Source organism: Actinophytocola oryzae (assembly GCF_004364325.1).
Classification (GTDB): Bacteria; Actinomycetota; Actinomycetes; order Mycobacteriales; family Pseudonocardiaceae; genus Actinophytocola; species Actinophytocola oryzae.
Window position 1 is genome coordinate 12,758 of the sequence record NZ_SOCP01000039.1, and the last position, 15,698, is coordinate 28,455.

At 70.6% G+C, this 15,698-nt stretch carries 15 protein-coding genes; 6 read left to right on the forward strand and 9 right to left on the reverse strand.

The annotated features are described in order from the left end of the window. Positions 1-68 precede the first annotated feature (68 nt). Positions 69-1,088 carry a C40 family peptidase gene (locus tag CLV71_RS47145; RefSeq protein WP_133909517.1) on the forward strand — a complete coding sequence of 340 codons (1,020 nt, stop codon included), beginning with the start codon at positions 69-71 and terminating at the stop codon, positions 1,086-1,088. On the opposite strand, the gene CLV71_RS47150 is transcribed toward CLV71_RS47145, so the two are convergent. Then, positions 1,085-2,314, reverse strand: coding sequence for an MFS transporter (locus CLV71_RS47150; RefSeq protein WP_133909518.1), 1,230 nt, complete (start codon positions 2,312-2,314; stop codon positions 1,085-1,087). The two genes, CLV71_RS47145 and CLV71_RS47150, sit on opposite strands and share 4 nt — an antisense overlap. Positions 2,315-2,396: 82 nt before the next feature. Between CLV71_RS47150 and pdxR the strand changes: the two genes are divergently transcribed. Next, positions 2,397-3,809, forward strand: coding sequence for a MocR-like pyridoxine biosynthesis transcription factor PdxR (gene pdxR, locus CLV71_RS47155; protein ID WP_133909519.1), 1,413 nt, complete (start codon positions 2,397-2,399; stop codon positions 3,807-3,809). Further along, entirely contained in the window at positions 3,806-4,006 is a 201-nt protein-coding gene (locus CLV71_RS47160) for a hypothetical protein (protein WP_133909520.1), read from the forward strand. Before pdxR ends, CLV71_RS47160 begins: the two co-directional genes overlap by 4 nt. Positions 4,007-4,740: 734 nt before the next feature. Here the strand turns inward: CLV71_RS47160 and CLV71_RS47165 are convergent. Beyond that, positions 4,741-6,540, reverse strand: coding sequence for a gamma-glutamyltransferase family protein (locus CLV71_RS47165; protein WP_133909521.1), 1,800 nt, complete (start codon positions 6,538-6,540; stop codon positions 4,741-4,743). Between the two features lie 125 nt (positions 6,541-6,665). On the opposite strand from CLV71_RS47165, the gene CLV71_RS47170 reads away from it, so the two are divergent. Further along, positions 6,666-6,947, forward strand: coding sequence for a metal-sensitive transcriptional regulator (locus CLV71_RS47170; protein WP_075123460.1), 282 nt, complete (start codon positions 6,666-6,668; stop codon positions 6,945-6,947). Between the two features lie 70 nt (positions 6,948-7,017). Here the strand turns inward: CLV71_RS47170 and CLV71_RS47175 are convergent, their stop codons facing one another. Beyond that, positions 7,018-7,641, reverse strand: a complete 624-nt coding sequence (locus CLV71_RS47175; protein ID WP_133909522.1) for an alpha-ketoglutarate-dependent dioxygenase AlkB — start codon at positions 7,639-7,641, stop codon at positions 7,018-7,020. 85 nt (positions 7,642-7,726) lie between these two features. Then, positions 7,727-8,815, reverse strand: coding sequence for an L-talarate/galactarate dehydratase (locus CLV71_RS47180; RefSeq protein ID WP_243867562.1), 1,089 nt, complete (start codon positions 8,813-8,815; stop codon positions 7,727-7,729). Between the two features lie 66 nt (positions 8,816-8,881). Between CLV71_RS47180 and CLV71_RS47185 the strand changes: the two genes are divergently transcribed. Beyond that, positions 8,882-9,205, forward strand: coding sequence for a DMT family transporter (locus tag CLV71_RS47185; protein ID WP_133909524.1), 324 nt, complete (start codon positions 8,882-8,884; stop codon positions 9,203-9,205). Further along, positions 9,202-9,762 carry a TetR/AcrR family transcriptional regulator gene (locus CLV71_RS47190; protein ID WP_133909525.1) on the forward strand — a complete coding sequence of 187 codons (561 nt, stop codon included), beginning with the start codon at positions 9,202-9,204 and terminating at the stop codon, positions 9,760-9,762. Before CLV71_RS47185 ends, CLV71_RS47190 begins: the two co-directional genes overlap by 4 nt. Here the strand turns inward: CLV71_RS47190 and CLV71_RS48305 are convergent. The 5 genes from CLV71_RS48305 to recQ form a co-directional block, all read right to left on the reverse strand. Next, positions 9,731-9,874, reverse strand: a complete 144-nt coding sequence (locus CLV71_RS48305; protein ID WP_166664556.1) for an MFS transporter small subunit — start codon at positions 9,872-9,874, stop codon at positions 9,731-9,733. The genes CLV71_RS47190 and CLV71_RS48305 overlap by 32 nt on opposite strands. Before the next feature lie 5 nt (positions 9,875-9,879). Continuing rightward, complete coding sequence (locus CLV71_RS47195; RefSeq protein WP_208298074.1) at positions 9,880-11,301, reverse strand: OFA family MFS transporter; 1,422 nt, start codon at positions 11,299-11,301, stop codon at positions 9,880-9,882. Between the two features lie 103 nt (positions 11,302-11,404). Continuing rightward, positions 11,405-12,325 carry a LysR family transcriptional regulator gene (locus CLV71_RS47200; protein WP_133909526.1) on the reverse strand — a complete coding sequence of 307 codons (921 nt, stop codon included), beginning with the start codon at positions 12,323-12,325 and terminating at the stop codon, positions 11,405-11,407. A 27-nt stretch (positions 12,326-12,352) separates the two neighbouring features. Then, positions 12,353-13,570: a M50 family metallopeptidase gene (locus CLV71_RS47205; protein WP_133909529.1), complete on the reverse strand. Its 1,218-nt coding sequence runs from the start codon at positions 13,568-13,570 to the stop codon at positions 12,353-12,355. A gap of 74 nt (positions 13,571-13,644) precedes the next feature. After that, positions 13,645-15,462, reverse strand: coding sequence for a DNA helicase RecQ (gene recQ, locus CLV71_RS47210; RefSeq protein WP_133909527.1), 1,818 nt, complete (start codon positions 15,460-15,462; stop codon positions 13,645-13,647). Positions 15,463-15,698: the final 236 nt, after the last annotated feature.

Genomic DNA, 15,698 nt, shown 5'->3' on the forward strand with positions numbered 1-15,698 from the left:
TGGACAGCGGCGGCGGCGATCTTTGCTGAAGAATGGGTCACGACGTCCTGACGAGAGGGGAGCTCGGGGTGCGTGCACTGCCCGCTTCGTTGGCCGGCATCGGCGGCGCGGTCCTGCTGACCGCGACGTTGCTGGTCGCACCGGCCTCGGCCCAGCCGACGACCGTGGCCGGGCTGCTCTCGTACTACTACGACCTGAGCGCGCAGGCCGAGCTCGTCAACGAGGAACTCCTCACCGTCCAGGAGCAGCTCACCCAGCAGCAACAGGCCTCGGCCGCGGCGGCCGACGCCGCCGGCACGGCCAAGGCCGAGGCCGACAGCCTCCGCGCCAAGGCCGACACGGCCCAGGACGTCGACCGGGTCGCCGACGCGCTCTCCTCACGCAGCGACCTCGACGCCCTCTCCGCGCTCGCCACCAGCACCAGTCCGGACGACCTCGTCGGCAAGCTGGAGGCCGCGAGCCTCGTCGCCCACCTCGCCGGTGGGCCACGCCAGGGCGACGCCGCGCTCGCCGCCGCCGAGAAGGCCGAGCAGGAGGCCACCGCGGCCGCCAAGGAGGCGCAGGACCTCGAGGCCAAGGTCACCGCGAGCGCCAACGAGGTGCAGCAGCGCCGCTCCACCCTGGACGGGCAGATCTCCGAGGTTCGCCAGGCGCTCGACAACCTCACCCCCGAACAGCGGTCGCTGCTGGACAGCATCGAGGACTACGACAGCGGCGACGTGGTCATCCCCGGCGGCAACACCGGTCCGGTGCTCCAGTTCGCCCTCGCCCAGCTCGGCAAGCCCTACCTGTGGGGCGCGGTCGGACCCAGCTCCTACGACTGCTCCGGCCTCGTGCAGGCCGCGTTCCACGCCGCCGGGGTGAACATGCCGCGCGTGTCGCGCCAGCAGGCCACCGTCGGCAGGAAGGTCGCCCGCGCCGATGTCCGCGCAGGCGACCTGATCTTCTACTACGAGCCGGTCCACCACGTCGCCATCGCCATCGACGGCACCCGCGCGGTCCACGCCCCCAGCTTCGGGCAGGACGTCAAGGTCAGCTCCATCGACAAGATCGGCCCGATCACCGTGATCAGGCGGGTCATCCCCTAGCTCGGGCACGCCATCGCGGGCTCCGGCGCGGTCGCGCGGGTGCGCTCGGCCCAGCGCGCCGCCGGGCCCATCGCCACGCCGGCCAGCAGGAACACCACGCCCAGCAGCAGCCACCCGGCCGTGCCCCAGCCCAGGACCACCGTCGTCACCAGCAGAGGGCCCAGCATCCGCGCCACGGTGAAGCCCGAACCGAAGAAGCCCTGGTACTGGCCGTGGCGGCCCTCCGGCGCGAGGCCGAAGCTGAGCTCCCACGCGCCGCTCGCCTGCATCATCTCCGCGCTCGCCTGCGTGGCCGCCGCCACGAGCAGGATCACCACCGCCAGCCACGTCGGGGCGCCGAAGCCGGACGTCGCGAACACCGCGCACGCCACGAGCAGGGTCGCGCCCGCGTAGCGCATGAACCGCACCGCCGCGGCGAGGTCGGTCACCCGGTTCGCGACCGTCACCTGGCACAGCACGATCGTCGCCGTGTTCAGGACCAGCAGCGCCGACACCGTCCAGCCGGGTGCGCTCGTCCGCTCGACGATCCACAGCGGGATGGCCAGCGTGATCATCGGGATGTGCAGCTGCAGCACCATGTTCAACAGCGACACCAGCGCGTAGGGGCGGTCCCGCAGCACCGCGAGCCGTGGCTCGCCGTGGACGACCTGGGTGGGCGGCACCGAGGGCACCCGCAGGAGGACCAGCGCCGAGACCACCAGGCTGACCGCGTCCACCCCGAAGACCGTCAGGTACGCCGTGGCCCTGTCGACCTCCAGGGCCAGCCCGCCGAGGCCCGCGCCGATCGCGATGCCGCCGTTGACGGCCGCCGCCAGGGCCGCCCGCACCTTCGTCCGGTCGGCCGCGGCGACGATGCCGGCCAGCAGCGCCTGCCGCGCCGCCGCCAGCCCGGAGATGGCGCTCGAGTACACGCACGCCGCCAGCACGAACGGCACGAACGACCGGACGAACAGGAACAGCAGCAGCGCGGCGGCCGTGCACAGCGCCAGCATGATCGCGACCTCGCGCGGTCCGCGGCGGTCCGCGAGGTGGCCCAGCGGCACCGCCGCCACGAAGGCGACCGCCCAGCCCACCGTCAGGCCGAAGCCCACCTGAGTGGCGGACAGCCCGACCGTCCTGGTGAAGTACAGCGCCGAGCAGACCAGGTAGCCGCCCAGACCGATCGAGTCGGTCAGCTGCGCTACGGCCAGTGCCCTGGCGGGGCCCGCGGGCGGCACGATCCTCATGAGACCAAACCTAGGCAGCGCATTGGCCGAACAGAAGAGCCAATGTGCGCCAGTTCCGGTGGGCCAATGTACGGTGGCTGCCGTGGAGTTCCACGTCAGCCTGGCCGGGCGCGGCGACCTGTCGACCCGGATCTACCGGCAGCTGCACGAAGCCGTGCTCGACGGTCGCCTGCGCTCCGGCGAGCGCCTGCCGCCCACCCGTGAGCTGGCCCGCCGGCTCGCCGTCTCCCGCAACACCGTTGCCCTGGCCTACGAGCGGCTGACCGCGGAGGGTTTCCTGGTAGGCCGGGTCGGCGCAGGCACGTTCGTCTGTGCCACCCCACCCGCGCCGAACACCCTGCCCGCCGCGGGCGAGGTGATGGTCCCGCCCCGCCCGGTGTGGCAGGAACTGGCCACCGACGACAGGGTGGCGAAGGACACACTGCCGTACGACTTCAGCGTCGGGGTCCCGGACGCACGGCGGTTCCCGATCGAGACGTGGCGGCGCCAGGTCACCAGACAACTGAGGGACCTGCCGCCCGCCGACGCCAGCTACGGCGACCCGGCGGGGCATCCCGCGCTGCGCGAGGAGATCGCGCGGCACATCGGGCTGGCGCGATCCGTGCGGGTGCCGCCCGCGCAGGTACTCGTCACGAACGGCGCGCAGCAGGCACTCGACCTCATCGCGCGGGTGCTGGTCGAACCCGGTACGCGGGTCGCGGTCGAGGAGCCGGGGTACCCGCCCGCGCGGGAGCTGTTCACGTCGTTCGGCGCGGTCGTCGCCGGGGTGCCGGTCGACGACGAAGGCATCGACGTGCGGGCGATCCCGGCCGGTACGAGGCTCGTGTACACGACGCCGTCGCACCAGTTCCCGCTCGGCCCGCCGATGTCGCTCGCCCGCCGCACGGCGCTGCTCGCGTGGGCGCGCCACGCGGAAGCGGTGGTGATCGAGGACGACTACGACAGCGAGTTCCGTTTCGCGGACCGGCCACTCGAGCCACTGCACAGCCTCGACCGCGGCGACCGCGTGCTGTACGTCGGCTCGTTCTCCAAGTCCATGCTGCCGATGCTGCGACTGGGTTTCCTCGTCGCGCAGCCGTCGCTGCTGCCGGCGCTGGTGACCGCGAAACGCCTGACGGACCGCCAGACCGACGGCACCACCCAGGGCGCGATGGCCGGGTTCATGGCCGACGGTTCGTTCGCCAGGCACGTCCGCCGCGCGACCCGCGACTACTCCACACGCCGGACGACGATCCTCTCCGTACTGCGCCGCGACTTCGCGGATCGACTGGAGGTCGTGCCGTCGACGGCCGGGCTGCACCTGGCCACGTGGGTGCGGGGCGCCGTCGACGTGCCGGCGCTCGTCGAGCGGGCCGCGGCGGCCGGGGTGAGGGTCGAGGACATGGCAGGCTACTTCGGCTTCGGCGCAGGCCGCCCGGGCCTCGTCATCGGCTACGGCGGCATAGCGCCGGACCAGATCGAGGAGGGTTTGCGCCTGCTTGGCGAGGCGTGGTGAGCGTGCTGGAGAGGGTGTCGTCGTCGGCCGACGACGTGCAGGAGCCGTTCAGGGTGCCGGCCGCTGGGGCGGGTGAGGCGTTGTGGTGGGTGGTGGAACGGGGTGGATGGCCCCTGCCGGTCGGGCAGTGCGCGCATATCGACTTCGGTGTATCGGAGCGGACCGGGATCGAGGGTCTGCGATTGCTTGACCGGTGAGGGCGCCGGGCAATGGTCGCCACACTCGGCCGCACGTTCGACGACGGGGCGTGCTGAAGGTGGTGGGGAGGGTGTTTGGCGTCGGTCGATGAGGGGCGTGGGTGCGGTTTGTGGTGGTGTGGTGATGGGTGCGCGGGGATCGTCGTGGTGAGGTAGTGGGTGCGCGGGGATCGTCGTGGTGAGGTAGTGGGTGCGCGGGGATCGTCGTGGTGAGGTAGTGGGTGCGCGGGGATCGTCGTGGTGAGGCAATGGGTGTGCGGGGATCGTGGTGGGTGGCGGGCGGTGGTGCCTGTCGATGGGCCTGTCATCTGCCGCACCTGGAGGCAGGGCGGTGGCAGTTTGAAGCTGTTGGTATGGCGCGGTGAGGGTGGCGGAGAGGACGTTGTCGTCGGTCGATGACGTCGTGCCGTTGGTGCCGTTGGTGCCGTTGGTGGCGGAGTGCGGTGGGAGGCGTGGTGGCGGGACGTGGCGGGCGGCGGCGCCCGTCGGGTGGCCTCGTCATCGGCTTTGGTGGCAGGGTGCCGGACGATCGAGGCAGGTTGGTCACCTACGCGACGTAGCCGGTGGTCCGTGTCCGGCGAGTATCGCGGGCGCACGTCGGTCGGTGCGGCCTCGTCGTGGCGGTTTCTGCGGCCGGTCGTCTAACAGAACGTGCCGCAGGTCTTGCCGGCCGAGGTAGCTGCGTTACGGCAACCCGCTCGGTGTGCCCCCCGGGTGGGCGGGGTGCCGCACCGTCAGCGGCCTACGGCGTAGCCCTGCTGGGCTCGGGCGTTCGCGCCTGCACGCAGCAGACCGGTCTCCAGGTTGCGTGACACGGCCGACATCCGTCCCAGTGACCATGGGTCCACCGTCAGCACGTCGTGGCCTCGGCGCCTCAGCTCGTCTACCGCTTCGCCTACGCGGTCCTCGACCAGTAGCTGGGTGCCGGTCGCCCTCGGGTAGAACGAGGACGCGAACGCGGTGGTGTGCCAGGTGGGGGAGTCGATGGCCTCCTGGAGGTTCATCCCGTGGACCGCGTGGTTGAGGAAGAAGACGAGCTGCCACTGGTCCTGCTGGTCGCCGCCCGGTGTGCCGAACGACAGCTGCACGCCCTCCTTCGTCGCGAAGGAGGGGGACAGGGTGGTGCGGGGGCGCTTTCCCGGTGCGAGTGTGTTCGGGAGGTCCTCCTCCAGCCAGAACATCTGTGCCCGGGTGCCCAGGCAGAACCCGAGCGACTCGATGGTGGGGGAGCTCTGTAGCCACCCGCCCGACGGCGTCGCCGAGATCACGTTGCCCCACCGGTCGGCGACGTCGAGGTGGCAGGTGTCGCCACGCGTCGTGCCCCACCGGCTGACGAACGGTTCGCCGCGGCGGTACTGCGGTGGTTCCGGGTCCTGCAGGGTGCCGCCGCTGCCGCCCAGCGTCGGTTCGCCGATGCCCAGGCCCAGCGGGGCGGTGCCGCCTTCCAGTACGTACTTCGGCAGGCGGCCCAGGCCGTTGCGCAGCGCGGGGCCCGCGGTCTCGTCGACCAGCTTCGCGCGTTCGGCGGCGTAGGCGGGATCGAGCACGGCGGTCAGGTCGGCGCCGTCGCCGTAGGTGGCGTCCCGGTCGGCGAAGGCCAGTTTCGCCACCTCCACCACGCGGTGGAGCTGGGCCGCGGTGGCCGGGCCGGGCAGGTCGCCCATCGCCTCCAGCATGGCCAGTTGTTGCAGCAGCACCGGTCCCTGGCTCCACGCGCCGACCTTGTGCACCTGCCAGCCGAACGCGTCCATGCTCACCGTCGGCTCGTAGCCGGGCCGCCACGCCGCGAGGTCGGCACCGGTCAGCAACCCCGTGTGGTGCCTGCCGGAGTCGTCGATGACCTCGGTGCGGCAGAACGCGTCGATCGCCTCGGCCACGAAGCCCTCGTACCACGCGCGGCGGGCCGCCTCCAGCTGCGCCTCCCGGTCGGGTCCGGCGGCTTCGGCTTCCCGCAGCAGACGGCGGTAGGTCTCGGCCAGCGCCGGGTTGCGGACGAGGTCGCCCGCCTTCGGCGTCGGCAGCCACAGCCGTGCGGAGCTGGGCCAGTGCGCGGTGAACAGCTCGGCGACCGTGCCGATGGTGTCCACCACCGCCTGCACGACGGGATGCCCGTGCTCCGCGTAGCCGATCGCGGCGTCGAGGACCTCACGCAGCGGCATGGTGCCGTGGTCACGCAGCAGCGTCAGCCACGCACCCAGCGCACCTGGCACCGTCGCCGCCAGCAACCCCGTGCCGGGCACGACGTCCAGCCCCAGGTCCCGGAAGCGCGCCGTCGTCGCCGCGGCAGGCGCCACGCCCTGTCCACAGAGGACTCGCGGCGTCGGGTCGTCCGCCGTCACGAAGATCGCGGGCACCTCGCCGCCCGGACCGTTCATGTGCGGTTCGCACACGTGCAGCGTGAACGCCGCGGCGGCAGCCGCGTCGAAGGCGTTGCCCCCGCGCTCGAGGATGGCCATACCCGCCGAGGAGGCGAGCCAGTGGGTGGAGGCCACCATGCCGAACGTGCCTGCCAACTCCGGACGCGTCGTGAACACGTGATCACGCTAGCCGTTGGTCCCCCGCACTCCGCAAGAGCCAGCCGCAGGCATTTTGCTGACGTCCGGTACCCCCGACGGGTATAGTCCACGCCAGCACCACCATCCACCGGAAGGGCGCGGCCATGCGGGGCTACACCAGCGACAAGGACGGCTACCTGAAGCGTCTTCGCCGCATCGAGGGCCAGATCCGCGGCCTCCAGCGCATGGTGGAGAACGACGAGTACTGCATCGACGTCCTGACCCAGATCTCGGCCGCCACCAAGGCGTTGCAGGCCGTGTCGCTCGGCCTGATGGACGAGCACCTCAGGCACTGCGTGGCCCAGGCCCTTGCCGACGGCGGCAAGGACGCCGACGAGAAGGTCCGTGAGGCGAGCGATGCCATCGCCCGGTTGGTTCGTTCCTGATCTCCTTCCGGTACTTGGTCCTCAGTGGACCATTGGTCGGTTTTGTGTTGTCGCGACAGGGAGGCGTTCGTCAGCGGACGCCGCGTGGACGGAACTGGATGCTGATGCGAGGACCGACGGGTCGGCTCGTCTTCGGCACGGCGTGCTCCCACGTGCGTTGGCAGGAGCCACCCATGACGATCAGGTCGCCGAGGCCCAGGGCGTAGCGGAGGGTCTGGCCGCCTCCGCGCGGCCGGAGTAACAGGGCCCTCGGCGCGCCGACCGAGACGATCGCCACCATGGTGTCCTCGGTGTTGCCCCGGCCGATCCGGTCGCCGTGCCACGCCACGCTGTCCCTGCCGTCGCGGTAGTAACACAGGCCCGCCGTGCGGAAGGGCTCGCCCAGCTCGTCGGCGTAGTGGGCGGACAGCTCCGCGCGTGCCCGGGTCAGCACCGGGTCCGGGAGTGGGTCCGTCTCGTCGTAGAAGCTCAGCAACCGCGGGACATCCACCCTGCGGTCGTACATCTGGCGGCGTTCTGCTCGCCATGGCACCCCGCTCGCCAGGCGCTCGAAGACCGTGCCCGCGCCGGTCAGCCAACCTGGACGTACGTCGACCCAGGCGCCGGCGGTCAGCGCGGTGCGGCGGATGGGCGCCAACGAGCGCAAACCGACGTCGTCCAGGTCGTCGAGGAGTGATGTCTGCAGTGCTGCCATGCGGACCACGATACACTCGGAATCGAACGCCTGAGCGAGGCTGACACGAAGGTGTGGACGGTCGCCCCGGGTGGGTGATGAGGGGTCAGACGGACTCGGCGAACTCGATCCGGTCCGTGGTCCACACCCGGGAGCGCTCGCTCAACGTCAGGCCTATCCCGGCCCGCGTGGGCACCAGCACGGTGCCGTCCCTGACCTCGAGGCGCTCGTTGAACAGCGGCTCCAACCACGTCACGTGCTCGACCCACGCGGTGCCCGGGTAGGCGGCGGCCAGGTGCACGTGCAGCTCGGCGGCGAAGTTCGGGGCGATGGCGAGCCGTTTGTGGTCGGCCAGCGCCGCGACCCGCAGGAACGGCGTGATGCCGCCGATCCTCGGCGCGTCCGGCTGCAGCACGTCGCCGCCGTCCGCCGCCATCAGCGACCACAGCGAGTCCACGCTGGTCAGCACGTCTCCCGTGGCGACCGGTGTGTCGAGCGCTGCGGCCAGCGCCGCGAGACCCGGGGTGTCGTGCGCGTCCAGCGGCTCCTCCAGCCACGTCAGGCCCAGCGGCTCCAGCGCGCGGCCGACCCGCAGTGCCGTGCCCCGGTCCCACTGCTGGTTCGCGTCCGCCATCAGCGGCACCGCCTGGCCGAGGCGCTCACGGACGTACGCGACCGCCTCCGGCTGGCCCAGCTCGACCTTGATTCCGCCGACGCCCTGTGCCAGCGACTCGAGCGCACTCTCGACTATCTCGGCAGGCGGACCGCCGAAGGTGTGGTAACAGGAGACCGCGTCGCGGTGTGTGCCGAGCAGCTTCGCGAGGGGCAGGTTGGCGCGCTTCGCCTTGAGGTCCCACAGGCCGACGTCGACGGCCGCGATCGCCTGGGTCGCGAGCCCGCCTCGGCCCGCGGACGCACCCGCCGCGGCCAGCTTCTCCCACACCCGGCCGATGTCGCTCGGGTCCTCGCCGAGCAGCAACGGGGCGATCTCCTTGGCGTGCGCGTAGAGGGCTGGACCGCCCGCGCGCTTCGCGTAGCTGAACCCGAGTCCCGCGTGGCCGTCCGTCGTGCCCAGCTCGGCGAAGAGGAACGCTACCTCGGTGAGGGGCGGCACCTTCGCGTCGCTGACCGGGGACGGCAGCGGGAGGAACGCCAGCGACAGCCGGACACGGTCAATTCGGTCTCCTGTGCGCACCCCGCTAACCCTATCGTGGTGTACATTTGTACATGTACAAATGTACATGTACTGGGAGTAGCTCAGATGCCCTATGTGTTCCTGCTGGCCGCGATCGCCTTCGAGGTGCTCGGGACCAGCCTGCTCAAGGCGACCGAGGGGTTCACCCGCCTCGTGCCGACGGTGGTGTGCCTCGTCTCGTACGTGGTCGCGTTCGCGGCCCTGGCCTGGGCGGTCAAACACGAGCTGCCGGTCGGGGTCGCCTACGCCATGTGGGCGGGCCTCGGCACGGCCGCGATCGTCGCCGTCGGCGCCGTGTTCCTGCACGAGCCGATCAACTTCCAGAAGGTCGTCGGTGTGGTGCTGGTCATCGGTGGCATCGTCGTTCTCAACCTCGGAGGTGCCCATTGACCCCGCGACGTGACCCGGAAGCCCGGCGGCACAGGATCGTCACCGCCGCGGTGCGTGCCATCGCCGAGGACGGCGTCGGCAACGTCACCCACCGCAGGATCGCGGCACTCGCCGACGTCCCGCTGGGCTCGACGACCTACTACTTCCCGACGCTCGACGACCTGGTCGCCGCGGCGCTGCGTGAGGCGGTCGAGTACTCCCGCGCGGGCCTGGAGGCGTGGGCCGAGGAGCTGATCGTCAGCCGCGACCTGCCCGCCACGTTCGTCGACCTCGCGACCCGCTACCTCGAGGACCGCGCGCAGGCGCTCCTCGAGTACGAGGTGTGCCTCGCGGCGGCCCGCACGCCGGAGCTGCGACCCGCCGCCCAGCTGTGGATCGACGGTCTGCGCGGCATCTGCGCGCGGTTCGCCGGCCCGGAACGCGGGTTCGCGCTCGCGGCCATGCTCGACGGCTACCTGTTACAGGCACTCGTCAGCGACGGCCCGCTCGACACCGAAGGGCTCCGAGCGGGCGTCGCCGCGCTGGTCAGCCTCCGAACAGCGGCAGGACAGACTTGATCGTCTGGTACAGCGCGTAGACGATCGGGATCCCGACGACCAGCCACGAGACCACCAGGCGGGCGGTCTGCCCGCCCGTCTGCTCGGCGGTGTGCTCAACGGGGTCGGACATGCTGGTTACCTCCTGGCCGCCGGGGTGGATTCGTCGCCCGCTTCGGCGAACGCGTCACTGTGCGCCTCCTCGTGGAACCGCTCGGCCACCGGCCGGATCAGCAGGTTGGCCACGAAGCCGACCGCGAGGACGCCGATCATGGTGAACAGCGCGGGCCGGTAGTCGGAGTACACGAGCTCGCCGGGTTTCCCCCGTGCGTCGAGGAAGCCGTTGACGATGAGCGGGCCCGCTACGCCTGCAGCGGACCACGCGGTCAGCAGCCTGCCGTGGATGGCGCCGACCTGGTAGGTGCCGAACAGGTCCCGCAGGTACGCGGGCACGGTCGCGAAACCGCCGCCGTAGAAGGAGATGATGACACCGGTGATGAGCACGAACACCGCGGTCGCGCTGTGCCCGGCGAGCGCGAGCAGCAGGTACAGGACCATGCCGACGCCGAGGTACATGACGTAGGTCGGCTTGCGGCCCAGGAAGTCCGAAGTGGACGACCACGCGAAGCGGCCCGCCATGTTGAAGATGGACAGCAGACCGACGAACCCGGTCGCCGCCGTCGCGGCGACCGACGAGGTGTCACCGTCGCGGAAGAAGTCCTGGATCATCGGGCCCGCCTGCTCCAGGATGCCGATGCCCGCGGTCACGTTGCAGAACAGGACCACCCACAGCAGCCAGAACTGCGGCGTCTTGATCGCGTTGGCCGCCGAGACGTGCGAGGTGGTGACGAGCGGCTTCGACTTCAGCTTCGCCGGGTCGAAACCGGCGGGCTGCCAGCCCGGCGCGGGCACCTTCACGTTGAAGACGCCGAACATCATCACGACGAAGTAGACGATGCCGAGCGTGAGGAACAGCAGGGCCACCGCGTTGCCCGCCGGGACCGACTTCGCGTTCGACGGGTCGTAACCGCTGTCGTACAACGACATCAGCTGCCGGGACAGCGGCGAGGCGACCAGTGCGCCGCCACCGAAGCCCATGATCGCCATGCCGGTCGCGAGGCCGGGGCGGTCCGGGAACCACTTGATCAGCGTGGACACCGGCGAGATGTAGCCGATGCCCAGGCCGATGCCGCCGATGAAGCCGTAGCCCAGGTACACGAGCCACAGCTGCGACGTCGCGATGCCCAGCGCGCCGACGAGGAAACCCGTTGCCCAGAAACAGGCGGCGGTGAACATGGCCGCGCGCGGCCCGACCCGCTCGACCCACGTGCCCATCACCGCGGCCGAGACGCCCAGCATCACGATCGCGATCGAGAAGATGATGCCGATCGCGGTGAGGCTGGTGTCGAAGTGGGCGACCAGCGCGGTCTTGTAGACGCTGGTCGCGTACGCCTGCCCGATGCAGAGGTGGACGGCGAGCGCGGCCGGGGGGATCAGCCACCTGCTGTATCCCGGTTTGGCAATCGTGTGTTCGCGGTCGAGGAACGACAGCATGGCCATGACGCACCTCCGTGTGCTGCCCCGGCATGATCGATGCGGACGGTACTGAGCCGGTGATTGAACGTCAAACCATTCTGGTTGATCGGGCAATAACCGACACCTATTAGAGATACTTCTTCAGCAGCTGGTCCAGCTCGGCCTGCATATCGACGCGCCTCGTCGCGTCGAGCATCGCCCTGGCCAGCATGGGTTCCGGGTCCCGGTCGGCGAGGACCAGCCCGACCTGGTGGGCGAGACGGGGCCGGTTGAGTGGTACGACCTTCAGGCCTTCCGGCACGCCGAACAGGTACAACCAGGCGTGCGCGATGACGCTGGACCAGCGGCCGGTCGCCACGTGCGCGTAGATGGCCGAGACGGTGTCGGTCTCGACGGACGCGGTGACGGTCACGCCCGCCTCCGCGAAGTTGCGGTCGAGGATCCTGCGGTTCTGCATGACCGACGACAGCAGGCACAGCGGCGTGTCCACCAGCTCGCCCCAGCCGACCGAGTCACGGCCCGCGAACCGGCCGTCGGCGGGGGTGAGGAGCAGGTAGCGTTCGCGGTAGAGCGGCGTGACGCGGACGGTGCCGAGCGGCTCACCATCCACATAGGTCAGCCCGATGTCGAGGTCGAACTCGGCGAGCCGGTGCACGATCTCCCGTGAGGACAACGACTCGATGGAGATCCGCACCTGCGGGTGGTCCTCGAACATCGGCGCGGTCAGCAGCGACGCGATGGTCTGCGCGGTCGGGATGGCGCCGATGCGCAGCACGCCGGACAGGCCGCCACGCATGCTGGCCAGCTCGTGGCGCAGCGCGTCCTGCTCGGCGAGGATGCGGTGCGCCCACAGCAGCACCTGCTTGCCCTCCGGCGTGAAGCCCTCGAAACGCTGGCCCCGCTGGACGATCTGGACGTCCAGCTCGGCCTCGAGCTTGCGGATGGCGGCCGACAGCGCGGGCTGGGAGACGTGGCACGCCTCGGCGGCCCGCCCGAAGTGCCCCTCCCGCGCGAGCGCGCTCAGGTACTCCAGCTGGCGCAGCAACATGGGGGAAGCGTAACCGCCGCGGCCGTCCTACTGCGTGATGCGGATCGGGTTGACGATGTCCGCGGTGATCGTGAGCAGCATGACCGCGCCGCCGATCAGCACGAGGACCATCGTGACGCCGGACAGCTTCGTGTAGTCCACGGGGGCCGCCGCCGTCTGGCCCCTGCGGTCACGCAGCCAGTTGCGGACGTGCTCGTACCAGACGATCGCGATGTGCCCGCCGTCGAGCGGCAGCAGCGGCAGCAGGTTGAACACGCCCATGAAGAAGTTCAGCCCGGCGAGCAGCAGCAGGAACAGCTGCCACAGGCCCGCTTCGACCGCCTCGCCGCCGATCCGGCTCGCGCCGACCACGCTGACCGGTGTCTCCGGGTCGCGTTCGCCGCCGAAGATCGCGTGCACCACGGCCGGGATACGTTGGGGGAACTCGAGGAGCTTGTCGAAGGTCTGGCTGAACAACGTGCCCGCGAAGCTCGCCGTGCCGCCGACCGCCGACCAGCCGTCGTGGTCGAACGACGTGGTCGCGGTGACGCCCGCGACGCCGACCTGCGCCACCTCGGTCCTGCCGTCGGCGCCGGTCACCGGCCGGTCGACCTTCGGGACGTCGACGGTGAGGCGCAGGGTCTCGTCGCCGCGCATGACGACGAACGCCGTCGGGCCGCTGGAGTCCTGGATCCTGCTGACCATCGAGGTCCACGTCGGTGTGCTGACGCCCCCGACGGACAGGACCTCGTCGCCGGGACGCAGACCGGCGGACCGCGCGGGGCCCGACTCGCCGGGCGCGCACTTCTGGTTCGTGAGCTGTGCGGTGGTGCTCGCGTCGTGGACGCAGCCCGCGACCTGGGCGAGTACCGGCTTCTCGGCGACGTTCGGCAGGCCGAAGGTCAGGGCCATGACGTACAGGAGGACGAAGCCGAGCACGAAGTGGGTGAGCGGGCCGGTCGCCATGACCGCCGTGCGCTTCCACGTCTTCTGACGCCACATCGCACGCGGTTCGTCGGCCGGGTCGACCTCGTCGAGCGTGGTCATGCCCGCGATCTCGCAGAACCCGCCGAGCGGGATGGCCTTGAGGCCGTACTCGGTCCCGCCGCGGTGGAACGACCAGATCCGCGGTCCGAACCCGACGAAGTAGCGCCGCACCTTCATGCCGAACGCCTTCGCCGACAGCAGGTGCCCCGCCTCGTGCAGTGCGAGGGAAGCCCCGATGCACAACGCGAAGAGCACCACGCCGATGATGTACGCGAGCACTTCCGCCCCTCTCACCTGCCGTGCTGCGAGCGTACGCAGGACAGGTAAAGAGACTGTTCAGGTCCGTGTGGTGGCTACTCGGCCAGCGCCTCCAGGAGTGGTTCCCCGTACTTGGCCAGCTTGTTCTCACCGACGCCGCTGATCCTGCCCAGCTCCGCCAGTGACGTGGGCAGATCCGTGGCGATCTGGCGCAGCGTCGCGTCGTGGAAGATCACGTAGGCCGGCACGCCCTGTTCCTTCGCCGTGGCGGCGCGCCAGGCACGCAGCCGCTCGAAGATCGGTTGCGCCTGTGCGGGAAGCGCCTGCTGCGGTGCCTTGGTCCTCGCGGGCTTCGCCGCCTGCTTGGCCTCCTTGCGCAGGCGTACCTCCCGTCTGCGGGACAACACGTCCGCGCTCGCGTCGGTCAGGACCAGCGTGCCGTGGTCGCCCTCCACCGTCAGCAGGCCCTGCGCCAGCATCTGCCGGATCACGCCGCGCCACACGGGTTCGGCCAGTTCGGTGCCGACGCCGAACACCGTGAGCGACTCGTGGTTGAACTGCTGGACCTTCGCGGTCGGGCGGCCGAGCAGGATGTCGACGATGTGGCCGACGCCGAACTTCTGGCGGCGCTCCTTGTCGAGGCGGTAGACCGCCGACAGCACCTTCTGCGCGGGGATGGTGCCGTCCCACGACTCCGGCTGGGTCAGGCACGTGTCGCAGTTTCCGCACGGCTTCGCCTGCTCGTTGAAGTAGTTCAGGAGCTGGACCCGTCGGCACTCGACCGTCTCGCACAGGGCGAGCATGGCGTCGAGGTGGGTGCCGAGGCGGCGGCGGTGCGCGTCGTCGCCCTCGGAGGTGGCGATCATCTTCCGCTGCTGCACCACGTCCTGCAGGCCGTAGGCGAGCCATGCCGTGGACGCGAGTCCGTCGCGTCCGGCACGGCCCGTCTCCTGGTAGTAGCCCTCCACGGACTTGGGCAGGTCGAGGTGCGCGACGAACCGCACGTCGGGTTTGTCGATGCCCATGCCGAACGCGATCGTCGCCACCATCACCAGGCCGTCCTCGCGGAGGAACCGTGACTGGTTGGCCGCGCGGGTGCGGGCGTCGAGGCCCGCGTGGTAGGGCAGGGCCTCGATCCCGTTCTGCACGAGGAACTGGGCCGTGCGTTCGGTCGACGCACGTGACAGGCAGTACACGATGCCCGCGTCGCCCTTGTGCTCCGTGGTGAGCAGTTCGAGCAGCTGCTGCTCGGGACGGTTCTTCGCGACGATCCGGTACTGGATGTTGGGGCGGTCGAAGCTCGCGACGAAGTGGCGGGCGTCGTCGAGGTTGAGGCGGTGCGCGATCTCCTTGCGTGTTGCCTCGGTGGCCGTCGCCGTGAGGGCGATCCTGGGGACCTGGGGCCAGCGTTCGTGCAGGCGTGAGAGCTCGAGGTAGTCGGGGCGGAAGTCGTGGCCCCACTGGGCGACACAGTGCGCCTCGTCGATCGCGAACAGGGAGATCCTGCCCCGATCCAGGAGGCGCAGGGTGGAGTCGACCTTCAGGCGTTCCGGGGCGAGGTAGAGCAGGTCCAGCTGACCGGACAGGAACGCCTCCTCGACCTCGTGGCGCTGGCCGAAGTCCTGCGTGGAGTTGAGGAACCCCGCGCGGACGCCGAGTGCTCGCAGGGCGTCGACCTGGTCCTGCATGAGCGCGATCAGGGGGGAGACCACGACGCCGACGCCGGGGCGGACCAGCGCCGGGATCTGGTAGCAGAGGGACTTGCCGCCGCCGGTCGGCATCAGGACGAGCGCGTCGCCGCCGGAGACGACGTGGTCGATGATGTCCTGCTGGTTTCCCCGGAACGCGTCATAGCCGAACACGCGGCGAAGCGTGTCCAGCGCGGGCCTGTTGTCGGTCTCGGGGAGAGTCACGCGGCGATTCTATGGGTCCGGCCCGACAGCCCTCGGAAGTTGTCCACAGGCTGTGTCTAATTGGCTCGCTCCGCTCGCTGGTGAGTGGGCCTTCTCCCGGCGTCTTCCCTCCTGCGCGCGGAAGTCCCTGGGCTCGCTTCGCTCGCGCAGGGACTTCCGTGCTCGTCAGTCCAGACGCCGGCGGCCCGCTCACGGTGTTGGTTTGGCTCGCTCCGCTCGCGGTGAGCGGGCCTTCA